Below are 17,744 nucleotides of genomic sequence, written 5' to 3' on the forward strand. Positions count from 1 at the left end.
CTATTCGTTATCAAGCGCCTCAAGCTCGTCGATGAGGCCCTCGATCATCGACAGGCCCTTGCTCCAGAACGACGGATCGGTCGCGTCGAGGCCGAAGGGCTTCAGAAGTTCGGAGTGATGCTTGGTGCCGCCGGCCTTTAGCATTTCGAAGTACTTTTCCTGGAAGCCCTTCTCCGCCTTGGTGTAGACGGCATAGAGCGAGTTCACCAGGCAATCGCCAAAGGCATAGGCATAGACGTAGAAGGGCGAGTGGATGAAATGAGGGATATAGGCCCAATACGTCTCATAGCCTTCCGAAATCTTGATCGCCGGCCCGAGGCTTTCCGATTGGACCGACAGCCAGAGATCGCCGATATCCTCCGATGTCAGCTCACCGGCCTTGCGCGCGGTATGCAGTTTCCGCTCGAATTCGTAAAAGGCGATCTGGCGCACGACCGTATTGATCATGTCCTCGACCTTCTGGGCCAGCATTGCCTTACGCTCACGCTTGTCGGTCGTGCGCTCGAGAAGCGTACGGAAGGTCAGCATTTCGCCAAAAACGGAGGCGGTCTCGGCAAGGGTGAGGGGGGTCTGGCACATCAGCGCCCCTTGCGCGCCGGCGAGCACCTGATGGACGCCGTGGCCGAGTTCGTGGGCAAGCGTCATCACGTCGCGTGGCTTGCCCATGTAATTGACGAGGACATAGGGGTGAACCGACGGAACAGTGGGGTGGGCGAACGCACCGGGCGCCTTGCCGGGGCGTGCCGGTGCGTCGATCCACCGTTCATCGAAGAAGCGCTTGGCAATTGCCGCCATGTCGGGGGCAAAGTCGCCATAGGCTGAAAGGACGGTGTCCCTTGCCTCGTTCCAGGGGATCAGCGCCGTCGGCGTCTCCGGCAGCGGCGCGTTGCGGTCCCAGAAGTTCATCTGGTCCATGCCGAGCCACTTGGCCTTCATCCGGTAATAGCGGTGGGAAAGCCTCGGATAGGCCGCGCGAACGGCGGCCGCAAGCGCATCGACCACGTCCCGCTCGACCCGGTTTGCCAGATGCCGGCTGTCGGCGATGTCCTCGAAACCGCGCCAGCGATCGGAAATATCCTTGTCCTTGGCCAGCGTGTTGGTGATCAGCGTGAAGGTGCGGATGTTTTCCTTAAAGGTTTTGGCCAACGCCATCGCCGCCTTCTTACGGGTCTCCGGATCGGCGTCCTGGAAGAGGTTCAGCGTCAGCTCCAGCGGCTGCTTTTCGCCGTCGATGTCAAAGCGCAGCTCGGCGATTGTCTCATCGAAGAGCCTGTTGAACGCGGCGCTGCTGGTCATCGACTTTTCGAGGAACAACTGCTCGAGCTTGTCTTCCAGCTGATAGGGCTTGTCTTGCCGCAGATCGACGAGCCAGGGACGATAGTGGGCGGCAATCAGGTCCTTCGCCATGCTGGCGTCGACCGTCGCATCGTCGATCCGGTTGAGTTCGAGCGCGAAGAACAACAGGTGCGCCGAATAGTCGGTCAGTCGCGCCTGCACGTCGCCGTAGAGCTTGCCATTGGACGGATTGCTCGTGTCGGAAAAATAGGTGAGGCCGGCAAACGAGCCGATCCGGCCCATCATGTCGTCGAGCGCTTCATATTCCTTGAGTGCTGCGCCGATGCCCTCGTCGCCGCTCTTCGTCGCAGCCTCGGCGAGCTTGCCCTTCCATTTATCCTCGAAGGCGATCGATGCCTTGCCGGCCTTTTCCATGTCCGCGACGAAGGCCGTCGAGGTTGCCGAGGGATAGAGGTCCTGCAGCTTCCAGGTCGGCAGATCGCCGAGTGCCGCATCGTTGTTTGCCGCCGAAGGGCCAGCGGAAAGGTTAAGACGAGCGTGGAACGAATGCGGGCTCATGGGCTTGTGTTCCTCTATTTTCTTCATCTGACACGGTCATGTCTGTGTCTATTCGGCTGGAATGACGGCCGCAAGGCTGTTTTTTCAGCGAAAAGCGCCGGTCTGGTACGGATTCCGCCTTCGTCACAATGATTAAAATGCGATTATTTCTCAAAACAGGATGTTCAGTCCTGTCTGCCAAAGTCCCATCTCAGGTTTCGCATGAGGTGAGGCAAGATGACCATATATAATGACGCCAAGGGGGGCGCGCAGATTCTTGTCGTTGAGGATGATCCCGTTCAACGACGTCTGCTCAAGAACGCTGTCGAGCGAGCGGGCTATACCCCGCATTTGGCAGAAAACGGCCGCGTAGGGCTGGAAGTCCTGAAACGCAATAGCGGCCAGATCAATGTGATCGTTCTCGATCTCATGATGCCGGAGATGAACGGCCTCGAATTTCTCGAAGCACTTCACGTCATGGGAACGGATATTCCCGTGATCGTGCAGACGGGCCAGGGCGGTATCGAAACGGTGGTGCAGGCAATGCGCGCCGGTGCTTTCGATTTTGTGGTCAAGCCGGTTTCGCCCGAGCGGATCGCCAGTGCGATCTCGAACGCCTTGAAGCTCGATCAGCGCGAGGCCAAGGCCCGTGCCGGGCGCAAATCGCGCTCCGGGGCCATCGGCTTCGACGATATCGTCTCGGCAAGCCCTGCAATGCTGCGGGTCATCGATCTCGCCCAGCGCGCGGCACAATCGAATATTCCAGTCGTTCTGGAAGGCGAATCGGGTGTCGGCAAGGAACTGGTGGCACGCGCCATCCAAGCCGGCAGCGATCGCTCCGGCAAGCCTTTCGTCATCGTCAACTGCGGCGCCATCCCGCATAATCTCGTCGAGAGCATTCTGTTCGGCCACGAGAAGGGTGCCTTTACCGGCGCCAACGAGCGCCATGTCGGTAAATTCATGGAAGCTGACGGCGGCACGCTGTTTCTGGACGAGATCGGCGACCTGCCGCTTGAAGTCCAGGTCAAGCTTTTGCGCGCTGTCCAGCAGGGCGAAATCGAGACCGTCGGCGCGCGCATGCCGCACAAGGTCAATGTCCGGCTGATCTCGGCCACCAACAAGGACCTGATCGAGGAAGTGAAAGCCGGGCGTTTTCGCGAGGATCTTTATTATCGCCTCAACGTCTTTCCAATCACCATGCCGGCGCTGCGCCGGCGCAAGGAAGACATTCCGCATCTGGTTCGGGTCTTCGTCGAGCGCTTCGCGGCAGAGCAGAAGATCGGCCATTCGGTCGGGATCAGCGCCGGTGCGATGGCACTTCTGACGGCCTACGATTGGCCGGGCAACATCCGCCAGCTGGAAAATGCGATCTTCCGTGCCGTCGTGCTGTCGCAGGGGCCCGAGCTGCTGGAAGCGGATTTCCCGCAGATCGCCGCGCAATTGCCAGGCTATCTCACGCCGGATCATTTAGCACTCGCTGGCGAAAACCGTCGCCCGGCACTGGGCGAGGCAGGTCTGTCCGTCGTTGGTTCCTATGAGCCGGCGGTCGGAGAACATGCGCCACAGCCCATGGCGGCGCCGTCCTATGGGCCGGCGGAAAATGCCGAACTCTACGGGCCCGACAATATCATCTCCAGCACTGGCCCTTCAGGGGATGTGCGCAAGCTGGCGGATGTCGAAGAGGAACTGATTCGCTTCGCCCTCAAGTTCTATCGGGGACAGATGAGCCAGGTCGCGCGTAAGTTGGGAATTGGCAGATCGACACTCTACCGTAAGCTGAAGGATTACGGCATCGACCCGGACGATCCTCAGAAGCACGCGGCGTGACGAATTTTAAGGATTGAGCAAGCATATTTTGTTACTCCTCGTAAAGTACTTGTTAGTGCATCGTTCACTATGTAAGAAGTGGTTGAACATGTGTGGTATTTTTGCCATCGTGTCACCGCAATTGACAGCCATTGGGAACATGATGCGACATTTGCTGTCGGACGGGGAATCGAGTTGTGGATTTGAATGAAACTACCAAGCCTCACGGCTTGATATGGAGTTCTGTGTGCTCCGCGATATGCCGGAAGGTGGCCAAGGCAGTAATTGTCGGCCTGCTTGCGGCTGCTGTTTCAACTCCGGTCCTTATTGGCACGCCTCTCAGCGCTGCGGGCGATACCCGCAGCCTGAAAATTTACTACGTTCATACCGGCGAAAAGGCCGTCATCACCTATAAGCGCAACGGCCAGTTCGACCCGCGCGGTCTTGAGCAGCTTAACCGCATCCTGCGCGACTGGCGCAAAAACCAGCCGACGAAGATGGATCCGCGCCTGTTCGATCTCATCTGGGAAGTCTACCGCGAAAGCGGCTCGCATGAATTCATCAATGTCGTCTGCGGTTTTCGCTCGCCCGACACCAACGAGATGCTGCGCACCCGCTCGTCCCATACCGGTGTCGCCAAGAAGAGCCAGCACATGCTCGGCCGGGCGATGGATTTCTATCTGCCTGACGTGAAGCTCGCAAAGCTGCGCGAAATCGGCATGAAGCTCCAGGTCGGCGGCGTTGGCTTCTATCCGACCTCTGGCTCACCTTTCGTTCACATGGACGTCGGCGGCGTGCGCGCCTGGCCGCGCATGGATCGCCAGGATCTGGTCCGCCTGTTCCCGAACGGCAAAACCATGCATATTCCGGCAGACGGCAAGCCGTTGCCCGGTTATCAGGAAGCTGTCGCCGACTACAAGCGCCGCATGGCTTCGGAAGACATTCAGGTCGCAAGCGTTTCGCCTTCGAAGCATCGTGGCTTCTTTGCCATGCTGTTTGGTGGTGGTGGTGCAGACGAGGCGGAGGATAATTCCGATGCCGAAGCCCCGGCAACGGCAGCCCCGGCTCCGGCAACTGCCAAGCAGGCCGCCCCGCCAATCGAGGAGACAGCGCCTGAACCAGCTGCGCAGCCGACCCTTGTTGCAAGCGTGAATGCGCCGATCCCGCTGGTTCGTCCGGCCTTCGGCAATCCGCCTGCTGGAAGCGAGGTGGCCAATGCGCTGATGTCGACGGGAACAAATCCTGCACAGGCTGCCCTTGCCGCGGCATTGCCGACCAATGGAGACAATGCTCCTCAGCAGCAATTTGCCGATCTGAGCTCCTATAGTGTTCCGGTTCCGTCGCTTCTCGGCCAGCGTCGTGCCGCCGGTGATGCGGAAACTGAGACCGCAGCGGCCGATCCGACGCCTAACCAGGGTGACGCGCTTGCTGATGCCTCGGTGCCTGTGCCGGTCGAGCGGCCGGAAGTTGCCGAAAAGCTGCTCGCGTCCGCGGATGCCGATCCGGATGCGCAAGATGACGTCGCCGATGGCGCTACTCTTTCGCCCGCGATCGTAGCGGCGCTTGAACAGCATCGCGCCGATCAGAATGTCCAATCGAGCGTGCCAACGATCTCCAACGATGCAGCCCAGGCGATCAACGCGGTCATGCCGCAAAAGGTTCCGCAGCCGCCGGCAAGGCCGGTGCAGATGGCAGCACTCCTGCCGACGCCCAGCACCTCGGGCGTGCGCTTCAACGATGCCTTCGATCGGCCTGAGATCAACGACAGCAATGTCGCAGCCGGAGTTCCGACAAAGGGTGGCCGTCCCAGCAGGAAGGATGCCGATGCCGCCACTGCTGGACGCGCCACACTTCGAACCGAGCCAAAGCTGACGGACAAGATGGTCGCGCAGTGGGCACTGAGCAAGGCTCGCCTTGAGACCAGCGGTGGCCGGTCCGTCAAGGCGCCGCGCTTTGTGAGCCCAACGCTGCGGTCGCAACCGACTGCCGTCTACACCGAAGGCTTCAAGCAGCAGACCGCATCGATCGATCCGGCCCGCTTCAACGGTTCGGCCGTGAACTTCCAGGCCGTGAAGAAATTCAATACGGTCCAGTAGAAGCGCCGACCTGATACAAAGAGAAAACCGCCGGATCGCTCCGGCGGTTTTTTCGTTTTGGCGCTGCCTATCGGCAGATGATACCGAACTTATTCCTCGGGCGGCGCTTCGATCATTCCGAGCGCGTGCAGGTAGGTGTCGAGAATTGCGTCTTCTTCCATCCGTTCCTGCTCGTCCTTCTTGCGAAGTGCGATAACCTTTTTCAGGATCTTGGTGTCGAAGCCGGTGCCCTTGGCTTCGCCGTAGACATCCTTGATGTCGTCGGCAATGGTCTTCTTCTCTTCTTCCAGCCGCTCAATGCGCTCGACAAAAGCGCGAAGCTGGTCGCGGGCGACGCCATGTGCATCAGACATCATTGTCTCCTGATTGCGTAGATTTCAAAAAATTCGATGGGCCGTTGACGTGCCGCGAACCGGGCCGGAGGTCAAGCCTCTTCCGCTCCGTTCGGTCTATTCTTTAGGCTTGTTCAGTTCAAATACAGCTTTTTGCACAGGGCTCGCCTCGCTCTGATGGGCTGCCTTCCAATCTTCGTAGGGCATGCCGTAGACCATCTCGCGCGATTCCTCCTTCGACACGTCGAGGCCTACCTCCTCTGCGGCCTCGCGGTACCAGTTGGACAGGCAGTTGCGGCAGAAGCCGGCGAGGTTCATCAGGTCGATATTCTGGACGTCGCCGCGTTCACGCAAATGCTGGACGAGACGCCGGAAGGCGGCCGCCTCCAGTTCAGTCTGCTGTTCCTTGCTTGGCGCGGTCATTTGGCTTCTCCTGAAGATTATTCGTAAGGCCCGGTGCGCGAAGCATACACCTGATATTCATGCAGGGCGGGATCGGCGTTCATGGCTTCGAAGATCGTGGCCAGCCGCTTTGCCCAGTCGGCAACGCCGCTCTCATCGCCGATGAGGTCCTGGCGCACTTCGAGAAGCGCATGCGGTATGCCCGATACCATGCAGTGGCGATAGAGCGTGTCACCCTTCAAGGCGCCGTCATAGGGCTCGTTGTCGCCAATCAACAAATCGTTATCCTCACGAAGTCCGGCAAGCAGCGGCGCAACGGCGCGATGGTCGCTGTCCCAAAGCACTGCTGCGTGCCATGGCCGCGGAACGCCCTTCCATGACGGCGTGAAGGAATGCAGCGACAGAACTAGGGGCGCCTTGCCGCTGGCGGCTGCAATGTCGGCGATCGTTTCAGCGACCGCATGGTGGTAGGGCCGGTGATAGGCTTTTATCCTGTGGTTCCATTCTTCGTCGCCGATCGGATGATTTCCCGGGATGATCGCCCCGTCGGATATCTTCATGATCAGCGTCGGATCGTCCTCGCCACGGTTCGGATCGATCAGAAGGCGTGAAAAACCGCCGAGAACGGCGGGAACGCCGAGCTGTTGCGCCAGCGCGCGGCAAAGGCCCTCGACGCCGATGTCATAGGCGATATGGCGGCCAAAGGCAGTCTCCGGCAGGCCGAGCCGATTGTATTTTTCCGGAAGCAGATTCATCGCATGGTCGCCGAGAATGACCATGCCTTTGTCACGATCTCCGGATATCATTTCGAAGGAGTTGAAATCGTCCATGTGGGATTGCCGTTTTGCCGCATTTCAGCCGCTGCTTGATTGCATGCGGCGGCGGAGCGCGCAAGGCTCGCATTGGCGCAAGCATCGGTCGAGCAGCAATATTTCGCTGGCCGCCAAACCAATATAATCGATTAGCATTGCGTTGACATTCTGGGGATGGCAGCGCAAGAAGACGATACGACGATCAACCATGGAGCCCATTGGAAGCCGTGTTCAGCCCAGTCGCGCCAAGTTTCGTTTCGCGGTCCCGGCCGCTTGCCCGGCTCGCCCTTTTCGCCCTTGCTGCTGCCTCGCCATTCTTTCTGCCGAATGTCGCTCTTGCCGATTTTCGCGTGTGCAATGGGACGCAGAACCTGGTCGGTGTGGCGATCGGTTATCGGGCCAAGGAAGGCTGGGTGACGGAGGGCTGGTGGCAGGTGCCAGCGACGACATGCGCGACCCTGATCGAGGGACCGCTGCAGTCACGATACTACTATCTATACGCTGAAGACGCTGCCCGGGGAGGGCGCTGGACGGGCGATGTCGAGATGTGCGTAGCCGAGAATGAATTCAAGATCACGGGCGTCAAGGATTGCTATGCCCGCGGTCATCAGAAAATGGGATTCAAGGAATACGACACGGGGCGTCAGGCTAGCTGGATGGTTCAGCTTTCCGATACTCCGGGAAGCCAAGAAAGCCAGAATTGATGAAACGCAATAGAAAAGTCAAAATCCTCGCCACGCTTGGCCCGGCTTCTTCCGAAGAAGAGATGATCCAGAAGCTGCACGAAGCCGGCGCCGATCTTTTCCGCATCAACATGAGCCACGCCAGCCACGACATGATGCGCACGCTGATCCAGCGTATCCGCTCCGTCGAAGCCCGCTGTGGCCGGCCGATCGGCATTCTCGCCGACCTGCAGGGCCCGAAGCTCCGCGTTGGCAAGTTTGCCGAGACCAAAGTCGACCTGAAGCCCGGCCAGACTTTCACGCTCGACAACAACGACACGCCCGGCGATAGCACCCGCGTGTTCCTGCCGCATCCGGAAATCCTGGAATCGGTAAAGCCTGGCGATCGCCTGCTGATCGACGACGGCAAGCTCGCCCTTCGCGCTGACAAGTGCGACGGCAAGAGCATCGTCACGACCGTGATCTCGGGAACGAAGATTTCCGACCGCAAGGGTGTCAGCCTGCCCGACACATTGCTCGTCGCCGGCGTGCTGACGGACAAGGACCGGGCCGATCTCGATGCAGTGCTTGCCACCGACGATGTCGATTGGGTCGCGCTCTCCTTCGTTCAGCGTCCTGAAGATCTGGTCGAGGTTCGCAAGATCGCCCGCGGCCGCGTCGGCCTCATGGCAAAGATAGAAAAGCCGCAGGCCATCGAACATATCGAGGAAATTATCGAGCTTTCGGACGCCTTGATGGTCGCTCGCGGCGACCTCGGCGTCGAAATGCCGCTCGAAGCCGTTCCGGGTATCCAGAAGCAATTGATCCGCGCCTGCCGCCGTTCGGGCAAGCCGGTCGTCGTTGCCACGCAGATGCTGGAATCGATGATCTCCGCGCCGGTTCCCACTCGCGCCGAAGTTTCCGACGTCGCCACCGCCGTCTTTGAAGGTGCCGATGCCGTCATGCTGTCGGCCGAATCGGCTTCCGGCGATTATCCTGTCGAAGCAGTATCGATGATGGCCTCGATCGCCCGCACCATCGAGCGCGAGCCACACTATCCCGGCGTCATCTACGCGCAGCGTCCGCAGCCGGAAGCGACGAGCGCCGACGCGATCTCGCTTGCTGCGCGACAGATCGCCGAGACATTGAAGCTTGCGGCCATCGTCTGTTACACCTCTTCCGGAACAACGGGTCTGCGCGCCTCCCGCGAGCGTCCGCAGGTGCCGATCCTGGCGCTTTCGCCGAGCGTCCAGACGGCGCGGCGGTTGTCGGTCGTCTGGGGCATGCACTGCGTGGTGACCCATGACGCGACCGACCTCGACGACATGGTCAACCGCGCCTGCCGCATCGTTGCTGATGAAGATTTCGGCAAGCCCGGCGATCGCGTGATCATCTCCGCCGGCGTTCCGCTCGGCACGCCTGGTGCCACCAACATGCTGCGCATCGCCTATATCGGCTCGGATGGCCAGAGCGGCATCTAAGCTGCTGTAGCGCCGTCAAGAACAACTGCAATTGCCTTTTGAAAAGAAGGCAATTGCATATGGGGGGTGGATTGGCGGTTGCACGCTCCAGCCCTCGTGGTGAGGAGGCCCGCAGGGCCGTCTCGGACTACGAGAGATCGCCTAGAGGCCGCTTGCCTGCGAAAAACCTCATACACTGGCGCAAGCGCCCTCGTCCTTCGAGGCAATTCTTCGAATTGCACCTCTGGATGAGGGCTGAACGTCTCAGCCCCGCTTCCAGTCACTCTTCATATGCAATTGGCCTGCTTGCGAACAGACGGAGGGCATTTCCCTGTTGCCGTCAAGCCGATCTATTCAGTTCGTCACCAGTCGGCCGGCGTAACCATCGAGCGCCTGCATGAAGACGTGGCCGTCGACGTTGCCGCCGGAGGCGACGACGATGACTGCGTTGCCGGCAATCTGACTGCCGTGAAAAAGCGCCGCTGCTAGGGCCACGGCTCCGCCGGGCTCGATGACGATTTTGAGGCGGGTGAAGGCGAGCGCCACAGCGTCCATTGCTTCCTTGTCGGTGACGGCGATGCCGGGGCCGCAGAGGCGCTGCATGATCGGGAAGGTGATGTTTCCCGGCTGCGGCGTGATGATGGCATCGCAGATCGAGCCAAGCAGAGTGGCGTTACGCTCGATCCGTCCTGATGCAAGCGACCGCGTCGTGTCGTCGAAACCCTTGGGCTCGCAGGGGCGCACCTTGAGTGATGGCGAGCGCGCCTCAAGGGCAAGCGCAATGCCTGAGGTCAAGCCGCCGCCGCCGCAGGGCACCAATACTTCTGCCGAACCGATGTCTTCTTCGGCCGCCTGCACGGCGATCTCCAGTCCGGTCGTTCCCTGGCCGGCGATCACCAGCGGCTCGTCGAAGGGCCGCACCAGCGTCAGGCCGCGCTCTTTCGAAAGCCTGCTGCCGATCTCGTCGCGGTCTTCGCGTTCGCGATGGTAAAGCACGACCTCGGCGCCGAAAGCGCGCGTGTTGTCGATCTTGAGCTTTGGCGCATCGGAGGGCATGACGATCACGGCGGCAACGCCATGCATCCTTGCTGCGAGTGCTACGCCCTGGGCATGATTGCCCGACGAAAATGCAATGACTCCCTTGTTGCGGACGACCGGATCAAGCCCCGATACCGCCGACCAGCCGCCCCGAAACTTGAACGAGCCGGAGTGTTGGAGGCACTCTGCCTTGACGAAAAGACGGCGACCGGCGATTTCGTCGAGAAACGGCGAGGAGAGAAGCGGTGTCCGCCTTGCACGACCGCCAAGGCGGGCATTGGCGGCTTCGATCATTGCAATATCGACCATGGGGAACTCGTCCTGCCCTGTTGGATTGGATATTTCTTATCCATAGGGTCGCAAGACCGGCGAGGGAAGAAACACTTTGTCCCGGTGACAGCAATTTCGGTTCCGCTAACGCTCAGGGTCCGCCCGGCAAGGACAGATGTCCGACGCGATAGGCTTCCACGCGCCCACCAAGTCCGGTCTCTGGCAGGGTCTTCCGAAGTTTGAAGCGGACATAGGTCCAACTGGTCGGCTCGAATGCCGCCACTGATGCGAGGGCTCCATCCGTATCGATGTCCCTAGCGACCGCCTCGCTTTCATGGGTGCGGATATCGGCGAGCGGTTCGTGCCGTCCGATATCCGTTATTTCTCGCGTTGCAAACCTGGCTGCGCGGACGTCAGGAGAGATTGCCGCCTGCCAGACAATCCATGTCTTGACCTGAGGACGGCCGAAGGAAGCGGAAACTGCGGCAAAGCCGGGGCCGCAAACGAAGTCGTTGAGCCCCTCCTCTTGGTCCCAGACGTAGAAGGGGGCGTAGAGATTTTCCCGGCTCGCCGTTTCCTCGTCACCTGTTCTTGCGGTCAGATAGGCCTTGAGCCTGAGGTTCGGGAAATTATCGAGCAACGGACCCTTGTCGCGGATGCGGCGGTCGATGATCGACATGTCGTAGTCCGCCGGCAGGGTGAAGCTGTATTGCATCGCGATCATGGTTGTTCCTTGCAGTTGACCGGCTCAAGCCCGGCCACCGCCTCCGTCATCTGGGCGCGGCCGTTGCTGAACGAGAAATCCTCAGGATGTGTTGTCGTAACCACCACCATGACATCCTCCGGTCGGACCCCGGGCGCCTCGGCCAGACGTTCTACGATACGGCGGTAGAATTCCTTCTTCATCTCGGCGCTGCGAGGCCTGCCGATCGTGACGTCGAAGAAGATAAAGTCATCGGAACGCGGGCCGCCTAGATAATTGCGGTCGAAGATGAGTTCGGCCGGCTCGAGTTGGTGGATCGCTTGAAACCGATCCGTCTCAGGCACGTCGAGGGCCTCGACCATGGCGCGATGAAAACTGTCCGAAAGCGCCTCCAGATAGTCCGGCGATTTGCCGCGGAGGAGTGAGATACGTGTGATTGGCATGAAAGCCTCCAATGAAAACTTGACGATTTCAGTATCTCACGCCAGGATCATCCTGAAAATCAGATAGTATTGGACATTTCGTCCTGAAAATATGGATTATCGCGATGAGCCGCGTCGTTTTCGATCTTGATGTCCTGCGAAGTTTTGTGGCCGGAATAGAGCTTGGCAGTTTCGCCAAGGCGGCTGAGCGCGTCGGCCGCTCCACCTCCGCCGTCAGTGCGCAGATCAAGAAGCTTGAAGAGCAGGCTGGCACGCCGATCCTGCGGAAAGCAGGTCGCGGGCTGGCGTTGACCGAGGCCGGGGAGACCATGCTCGCCTATGCCCGCCGACTACTCGACCTTAACGACGAGGCCGCAGCCGCGGTCCAGGGCGTCGAGTTGGAAGGGTGGGTCCGCCTTGGTCTCCAGGAGGATTTCGGCGAGAGATTGCTTCCCGAGGTGCTCGGGCGCTTTGCCCGCGCCCATCCCAAGGTGCGGATCGAAGCGCGCGTGGTGCGCAATGCAGAGCTTGTCGAGCGGGTGACATCGGGCCGCCTCGATCTGGCGCTTGCGTGGAGTGATGGCATGCGCACTGCCCATTGCGATCGTATCGGCGAGGTACCGATGTGCTGGGTCGGCCCGGCATCGGAACGTGTCGAGTGGGATGCCGCTAGCCGCGAGCCGATGCCGCTCGTGACGCTTGATATGCCATGCCTGCTCAGGAGCGCTGCGACAGCGGCGCTGGATCATGCTGGTATCGCCTGGCGCGTCGCCTTCATCAGCCCCAGCCTCGGCGGATTGTGGGCAGCGACAGCAGCAGGCCTCGGGATCACCATTCGCACGCCGCTCGACCTTCCAGACAAAGTCAGACCGATGTCATCTGACGAAGCGGGCTTGCCGCTACTGCCGAAGCTCGATCTGGTCCTGCACCGCGCCGAGGCCGAACAGAGCCCGGCGACAAAGAGGCTCGCGGCGATCGTATTGCGGGCAGTGCGCCGGTCGCTCGGCGAATACAACCGCGCACCGGCCGAGGCCGGAGTCGAAGCCTAGAGCCGCTGAATGATCGCGCGTCCGATCGCCTTCGGCTTTTCGCTACTCAAAACAAGCGAGGTCGTCACTGGTCCGAACCTTGCGATCGTATCGACGATCGTCTCAAGGTCTTGCGGCGTGGGCACGAGGACCTTGAGAATGAAGCAGTCCTCGCCCGTCAGGCGCAAAACCTCCATGACATGTGGCATCTCGGAAAATTGCTTGAGGCAACTCTTGATATGCTCGTGCGTGGTGCGCAGGCGGATGACCGCCATCATGCCGAAGCCGAGTGCCGCAGGGTCGATGCGCGCGGAATAGCCCGTGATAATGCCGCGTTCTTCGAGCCGCTTGACCCGTTCCGATGTCGCCGGCTGCGACAGCCCGACAAGGCGGCCAAGTTCCGAAATCCCAATCCGCCCATTCTCCTGCATCGCTTCGATGATCGCGATATCCGTTGGGTCGAGAGGTGGTCGGTTGTTCCGGGCTGTTCCCATGCGTCACCTTTGATCCATCGGAAATTGGAAGTGTATTCCGATGATTATCTATTCCGTGCCGTATGAAAAGGCTTCAATTTCCCCTCGTCACAGATATGAGGAAAAGACATGACAGATATCATCACCGTGCCGGGCATCGGAGGATCGGGGGAGGCCCATTGGCAGAGCCGCTGGGAACGGCTGGACCCGCAAATGCGCCGCTTTGAGCCGGCGGATTGGGACAGGCCGGACCTGACGGATTGGCTCTCGGCACTCGAACGGGCCGTCGCCGCGTCGAACGAGCCGCCGCTGCTGGTCGTCCATAGTCTTGCCTGCCTCCTAGTCGTTCATTGGCAGCTCCGCTCCAGGCTCTCCGTGGCGGGCGCCTTTCTGGTTGCGGTGCCCGATCCCCGATCGGCGGCTTTCCCCCGGGAGGCGGCCGGCTTCGCCGATGTGCCACGAGAGCGGCTGCGGTTTCCTTCGCTGATCATTGCGAGCGCCGATGATCCCTATGGTTCGATTGGTTATTCCATGCAGCGAGCCGATCAATGGGGAAGTGGCATCGTGGAGATCGGACCGTTCGGACATATCAACGGACAAAGCGAGCTTGGCGACTGGCGCCACGGCAGGGAGTTGTTCGACGCCTTTGCGGCTGGCTGCCTCAGACCGTGAGATCGGCCTGTGCCCGCTCAAGCAGTGCGGCGAGCTTGTCAATTGTGCCATCCGTTTCGACCGGCGTGTAGACCACGAGCTTCATATTCGGGTCGTCGCTGACCGAGAGGCTCGTGTGCTCGAACGACATCAGTCCCTGCTCGGGGTGGCGAATGCGCTTGTGTCCGGTCAGCGGACGCAGGACTTCATGGCGCTGCCACCATTGGCGAAATTCGGGACTGGATTTTTTAAGCGCCGATACCAGCCGCTCGAGATCCGGGTCGCCGGCGTACCGGGCATTGTCGGAGCGAAACATCGCCAGAGACATTCTGGCGACGGTCTCCCAGTCGACCAGCAAATTGCGATGCGCCTTGTTGGGGAAGACGAGATGCATGATGTTGCGCTCGTCGCCTTGCAGCTTGCCGTAATCCCCGAAAAGCATCGCGGCTGCGCGGTTCCAAGCCAGGACATCCCAGCGCTTGCCGACGACATAGGCCGGCTGCTGCGTCAGGCTTGCCAGCATTCGACGCAAGGGTTCGCATACTTGGTCGGGATCGCCGGTATCAATCTCGGGGGGAGGGCGGTCGTTGAGGATGAAGAGATGGCGTCGTTCAGTGACGTCCAGCTTCAAAGTGTCGGCCAGTGCCGTCAGGACCTCGGCCGAAGGCCTGACGTCGCGGCCCTGCTCCAGCCAGGTATACCAGGTGGTGCCGACGCCCGCGAGCATCGCAACCTCTTCGCGCCGGAGGCCAGGTGTGCGGCGGCGAAACCCGTTCGGCAACCCAACGCTTGCCGGCGCAAGCCTTTCGCGCCGAGACCGCAGGAAATCTCCTGATTCACGGCGGCGGGCTTCGATCGTGGTCAAACTCTCGCTCATACCAGTATCCTATCAGCATTGGTGCTAGGATAAAAGCGGAACTGTTTGACGTTTTCGGCGCATGCAAAATGAGAGCTGCGGTTGGACCAAGGGCGAGGAAGCCTATCCGGTCCAGCTCACATCGCCATTGCGGCCAGTAAAGGACATTCAAATCATGCCATCGCAACATGTTGTCATCGTCGGAGGGTCGTCGGGCGTGGGTCTTGCAACCGCAAGCCAGCTTCTCGGCCTCGGCTTCAACGTCACCATTACGGGTCGGGATATGAAGAGGCTAGTACAGGCACGGGACACGCTGAGGGGCGCAGCCCGGGCCATCGTCATGGACGGAGCCGATGCGGAGAGCGTTCGCAGCGGATTTGCCGATATCGGCAATTTCGATCACCTCGTTGTTGCGCTCAGCGGAGCCAGAGGTGGCGGGCCTTTTGCAAGTGTCGAGATTTCGGAGGTTCGCGGCGGCTTCGAACAGAAGGTCTTTCCGCATTTCGCGACGGCACAGGCGGCGCTGCCGTTTCTGCCTAGCGACGGAAGCATCACCTTCGTCTCTGCGGTCTCGGCGCAGGCCGCTTTCCCAGGCACCGCAGGCCTTGCCAGCGCGAATGCGGCAATCGAGGCTCTGGTGCCCGTCCTTGCGGTCGAATTGAAGCCGATGCGGGTAAACTGCGTTTCGCCTGGCGTCATAGACACGCCCTGGTGGGACTTTCTCCCCGAAGAGCAGAGAAAGGCTGCCTTTGCCGAATATGCCATGAAAACGCCCGTCGGGCGCGTGGGCCAGGCAGAAGACATTGCAAAGGCGATCACTTTCCTGGTTTCGAACAGCTTCATGAGCGGCCATACGATTGTCTGCGACGGCGGGCTGCGGCTCGCGGCGTAGGGCAGGTTCGCTCACTTCCGCTCAGGTTGCCGGCAGGATGCCGGCGATACGCTGCTCGGCGCGCCGGGCGACATGCTGGAGATCGCGTGGCCGGCCGGCCAGGCGCTCAAGCGCGGCGATGGCGACGTCGGTCGCGATATAATCCGGCTTGTGGCCGAGATTGCGAATGGTGATGAGCTCGGCGCCGGCAATGTCGCGGGCAAGGCCGCGGGAATGCAATTCCTCCAGCACGATGTCGTCGCTGTCGCCAGTGATGATGACGGTCGGCGCCGCGATCTCGCGGTATCGTGGTGCTTGCGTCTTTACATAGTCCAGCAGGTTGGCGACGTCGGCCGCATTGTTGCGGAAGGCGTGCGGCCGCAGTACCAGGGCAGGAGCAGTCTTCTCAACATAGCCTGCCGGGCGGGCGTTCGGTCGGAAAACGCCGATCGTTCCTTGTTCCAGGCGGCGAAGCCCCGCCGGGATTACGAAGGCATGGGAGAACAGCCAGCCGATGACGGGCATAGCTGCCAGCGTGTAGTACCAATCGACGCCGCCTGGCCAGGGGTGGGTCGCCGGCGCCAGGAAGAGCAACCCGATCGTTCGCTCGGGATGGCGAAGCGCGAAGGCGGCAGCGATCGCCCCGCCAAAGGAATGGCCGACGATGATGGCACTTTCAATGCCTCGCTTGTCCATGAGCCTTGCGATTGCGTCGGCCTGGCCCGAGGGGAGGGCGTTTTCCGGCCCGCCGCGTTCGGAATAGCCATGGCCGGGTCTATCGACGAACAACATTTCGGCCCGCTCATGCAGCGGCGCTTCAAAGGCTTCCAGCTGGTCCCGCAGGTTTCCGCTGGCGCCGTGAATGAAGACGAGGGGAGGCAGATCGGCGGCAGGCGGACGCGGCAGATAAACGGCATTCATCCTGAAGCCACCGACGTCGGTCAATTCGCCAACATTCGGAAACGCCTGCTCGATGGCGCGCGCCTGATACGAGGAATAGGCGATGGCGACGCTGACGACGAAGAGAATGATGAAGAGGACATCGATCATAAGCTGATAACGCGGGTCGAAGGCAAACGACGTGTCGGCAACAACAATTAATTTCGTCAGGGATTGCCGCCGTCTCGGGTGAGAGCTCAGGTCGGGCTGCCGGCCAGCTTTTCAGAGAGCGTATTGACCTGATCCTGGGCGGCACGATCCGCGGGGTAGACTTCAAGGAAGCGCTCCCAGGCCTTCAGCGCCAGCTGGTCTTTGCCGGTCTCGGTGAGTATCGCCGCCATGCCGGCAAGCGCTCCAAAGTGCCGGGGCTCGATCCTCAGCACCTGGTTGATATCCTCCATCGATCTTGCATAGTCGCCCATCGCATAGTTGAGCGTCGCCCGCTGATTCCAGCCTTCGACATAATCCGGCTTTAGCGCGATGACCTGGTCGAAGAAATCGAGGGCTGCGGCATTGCGCTTTTCGGCGACGGCCTTGGTTGCCCACTGCATCAGGAGATTGACCGTGGCGCTGCCCGAATCGGCAAGCTCCACCCTGATCTGCTCGGCAATCATCTTTGCCTGGTCGGGATCGCGTTGGCGCCGCAGAGCGGTAAAGAGATCATCGAGCCTCTGTTTTGGGGAGGCGTCGGGATCCTTCTGCTCGACAGCCGGCTGATCGGCAGCCGTTGCCAGGTGCGGAGATGCGGACATCAGCAGGATGATTATCGGCAGTGCCGAGCGGGACAAAGCAAAAAAGCGCATGGCGGGCATGATAGCCCGCCAGCACTGAAGATCCAAGCAAATTTGACGTGATACCCAGGCGACCGGAGGCCGGTCACCCCGTGCGCAGGCTCCACAAGGGGCCCCGCGCGCGGGAAAGCCATCAGCGGCTGATCAGCCCTGACGAGCCTTGTAGCGCGGGTTCAGCTTGTTGATGATGTAGACGCGGCCCTTGCGGCGCACCAGACGGTTGTCACGGTGGCGAGCCTTGAGCGACTTCAGCGAATTCTTGATCTTCATTTTTTTGATCCGCGGTGTTTAGGGGGAAT

18 protein-coding genes and 2 pseudogenes are annotated in these 17,744 nt (G+C 60.6%); 8 read left to right on the forward strand and 12 right to left on the reverse strand.

Annotation, left to right across the window (positions count from 1 at the left end; genetic code table 11):
• Nucleotides 1-1,854 (reverse strand): M3 family oligoendopeptidase, encoded by a 1,854-nt coding sequence (locus tag AB4Z52_RS00545; RefSeq protein WP_442215858.1) that lies wholly within the window; start codon nucleotides 1,852-1,854, stop codon nucleotides 1-3.
• Between the two features lie 216 nt (nucleotides 1,855-2,070).
• Between AB4Z52_RS00545 and AB4Z52_RS00550 the strand changes: the two are divergent.
• The 3 genes and pseudogenes from AB4Z52_RS00550 to AB4Z52_RS00560 all read left to right on the forward strand — a co-directional run.
• Nucleotides 2,071-3,316, forward strand: a pseudogene (locus AB4Z52_RS00550) (sigma-54-dependent transcriptional regulator); the annotation flags it as partial.
• A 137-nt stretch (nucleotides 3,317-3,453) separates the two neighbouring features.
• Nucleotides 3,454-3,660, forward strand: a pseudogene (locus AB4Z52_RS00555) (helix-turn-helix domain-containing protein); the annotation flags it as partial.
• A gap of 176 nt (nucleotides 3,661-3,836) precedes the next feature.
• Nucleotides 3,837-5,735, forward strand: coding sequence for a DUF882 domain-containing protein (locus AB4Z52_RS00560; RefSeq protein WP_442215860.1), 1,899 nt, complete (start codon nucleotides 3,837-3,839; stop codon nucleotides 5,733-5,735).
• An 89-nt stretch (nucleotides 5,736-5,824) separates the two neighbouring features.
• Here AB4Z52_RS00560 and AB4Z52_RS00565 read toward each other — a convergent pair whose 3' ends face one another.
• From AB4Z52_RS00565 to AB4Z52_RS00575, 3 genes are all read right to left on the reverse strand, one after another.
• On the reverse strand, nucleotides 5,825-6,088 hold the full coding sequence (locus AB4Z52_RS00565; RefSeq protein ID WP_111162652.1) for a DUF2312 domain-containing protein: 264 nt from the start codon (nucleotides 6,086-6,088) through the stop codon (nucleotides 5,825-5,827).
• A 96-nt stretch (nucleotides 6,089-6,184) separates the two neighbouring features.
• On the reverse strand, nucleotides 6,185-6,490 hold the full coding sequence (locus AB4Z52_RS00570) for a DUF1244 domain-containing protein (RefSeq protein WP_442215862.1): 306 nt from the start codon (nucleotides 6,488-6,490) through the stop codon (nucleotides 6,185-6,187).
• Nucleotides 6,491-6,507: 17 nt separating this feature from the next.
• Complete coding sequence (locus tag AB4Z52_RS00575) at nucleotides 6,508-7,299, reverse strand: N-formylglutamate amidohydrolase (protein WP_442215864.1); 792 nt, start codon at nucleotides 7,297-7,299, stop codon at nucleotides 6,508-6,510.
• 200 nt (nucleotides 7,300-7,499) lie between these two features.
• Here AB4Z52_RS00575 and AB4Z52_RS00580 point away from each other — a divergent pair, with 200 nt between their 5' ends.
• Nucleotides 7,500-7,985 (forward strand): DUF1036 domain-containing protein, encoded by a 486-nt coding sequence (locus tag AB4Z52_RS00580; protein WP_442215866.1) that lies wholly within the window; start codon nucleotides 7,500-7,502, stop codon nucleotides 7,983-7,985.
• Entirely contained in the window at nucleotides 7,985-9,424 is a 1,440-nt protein-coding gene (pyk, locus tag AB4Z52_RS00585; protein WP_442215868.1) for a pyruvate kinase, read from the forward strand. Before AB4Z52_RS00580 ends, pyk begins: the two co-directional genes overlap by 1 nt.
• A gap of 333 nt (nucleotides 9,425-9,757) precedes the next feature.
• Here the strand turns inward: pyk and AB4Z52_RS00590 are convergent, their stop codons facing one another.
• The 3 genes from AB4Z52_RS00590 to AB4Z52_RS00600 all read right to left on the reverse strand — a co-directional run bounded on the left by AB4Z52_RS00590 (nucleotide 9,758) and on the right by AB4Z52_RS00600 (nucleotide 11,857).
• Nucleotides 9,758-10,750 (reverse strand): threonine ammonia-lyase, encoded by a 993-nt coding sequence (locus AB4Z52_RS00590; RefSeq protein WP_442215870.1) that lies wholly within the window; start codon nucleotides 10,748-10,750, stop codon nucleotides 9,758-9,760.
• 112 nt (nucleotides 10,751-10,862) lie between these two features.
• Entirely contained in the window at nucleotides 10,863-11,435 is a 573-nt protein-coding gene (locus tag AB4Z52_RS00595; protein ID WP_442215871.1) for a DUF4865 family protein, read from the reverse strand.
• A complete protein-coding gene (locus AB4Z52_RS00600) occupies nucleotides 11,432-11,857 on the reverse strand; it encodes a tautomerase family protein (RefSeq protein ID WP_442215873.1) in 426 nt (141 codons plus the stop codon). Before AB4Z52_RS00600 ends, AB4Z52_RS00595 begins: the two co-directional genes overlap by 4 nt.
• A gap of 104 nt (nucleotides 11,858-11,961) precedes the next feature.
• Between AB4Z52_RS00600 and AB4Z52_RS00605 the strand changes: the two genes are divergently transcribed.
• The gene (locus AB4Z52_RS00605) at nucleotides 11,962-12,885 is read left to right on the forward strand and encodes a LysR substrate-binding domain-containing protein (protein ID WP_442215875.1); all 924 of its coding nucleotides are present in this window, start codon (nucleotides 11,962-11,964) and stop codon (nucleotides 12,883-12,885) included.
• On the opposite strand, the gene AB4Z52_RS00610 is transcribed toward AB4Z52_RS00605, so the two are convergent.
• Entirely contained in the window at nucleotides 12,882-13,358 is a 477-nt protein-coding gene (locus tag AB4Z52_RS00610) for an Lrp/AsnC family transcriptional regulator (protein ID WP_442215877.1), read from the reverse strand. The genes AB4Z52_RS00605 and AB4Z52_RS00610 overlap by 4 nt on opposite strands.
• Nucleotides 13,359-13,466: 108 nt before the next feature.
• Between AB4Z52_RS00610 and AB4Z52_RS00615 the strand changes: the two genes are divergently transcribed.
• Complete coding sequence (locus AB4Z52_RS00615) at nucleotides 13,467-14,009, forward strand: RBBP9/YdeN family alpha/beta hydrolase (RefSeq protein WP_442215879.1); 543 nt, start codon at nucleotides 13,467-13,469, stop codon at nucleotides 14,007-14,009.
• Here AB4Z52_RS00615 and AB4Z52_RS00620 read toward each other — a convergent pair.
• Entirely contained in the window at nucleotides 13,999-14,865 is an 867-nt protein-coding gene (locus AB4Z52_RS00620) for a helix-turn-helix transcriptional regulator (RefSeq protein WP_442215881.1), read from the reverse strand. The genes AB4Z52_RS00615 and AB4Z52_RS00620 overlap by 11 nt on opposite strands.
• A gap of 154 nt (nucleotides 14,866-15,019) precedes the next feature.
• Here AB4Z52_RS00620 and AB4Z52_RS00625 point away from each other — a divergent pair, with 154 nt between their 5' ends.
• Nucleotides 15,020-15,736, forward strand: a complete 717-nt coding sequence (locus tag AB4Z52_RS00625) for an SDR family oxidoreductase (RefSeq protein WP_442215883.1) — start codon at nucleotides 15,020-15,022, stop codon at nucleotides 15,734-15,736.
• A gap of 21 nt (nucleotides 15,737-15,757) precedes the next feature.
• Here AB4Z52_RS00625 and AB4Z52_RS00630 read toward each other — a convergent pair whose 3' ends face one another.
• The 3 genes from AB4Z52_RS00630 to ykgO all read right to left on the reverse strand — a co-directional run bounded on the left by AB4Z52_RS00630 (nucleotide 15,758) and on the right by ykgO (nucleotide 17,715).
• Nucleotides 15,758-16,765, reverse strand: a complete 1,008-nt coding sequence (locus tag AB4Z52_RS00630; protein ID WP_442215885.1) for an alpha/beta fold hydrolase — start codon at nucleotides 16,763-16,765, stop codon at nucleotides 15,758-15,760.
• Nucleotides 16,766-16,851: 86 nt separating this feature from the next.
• Nucleotides 16,852-17,466 carry a hypothetical protein gene (locus AB4Z52_RS00635; protein WP_442215887.1) on the reverse strand — a complete coding sequence of 205 codons (615 nt, stop codon included), beginning with the start codon at nucleotides 17,464-17,466 and terminating at the stop codon, nucleotides 16,852-16,854.
• A gap of 123 nt (nucleotides 17,467-17,589) precedes the next feature.
• Nucleotides 17,590-17,715: a type B 50S ribosomal protein L36 gene (ykgO, locus tag AB4Z52_RS00640; protein WP_111162638.1), complete on the reverse strand. Its 126-nt coding sequence runs from the start codon at nucleotides 17,713-17,715 to the stop codon at nucleotides 17,590-17,592.
• Between the last annotated feature and the right edge of the window lie 29 nt (nucleotides 17,716-17,744).

This window comes from Rhizobium sp. 2YAF20, from assembly GCF_052114685.1.
In the GTDB taxonomy this organism is placed as follows: domain Bacteria; phylum Pseudomonadota; class Alphaproteobacteria; order Rhizobiales; family Rhizobiaceae; genus Rhizobium.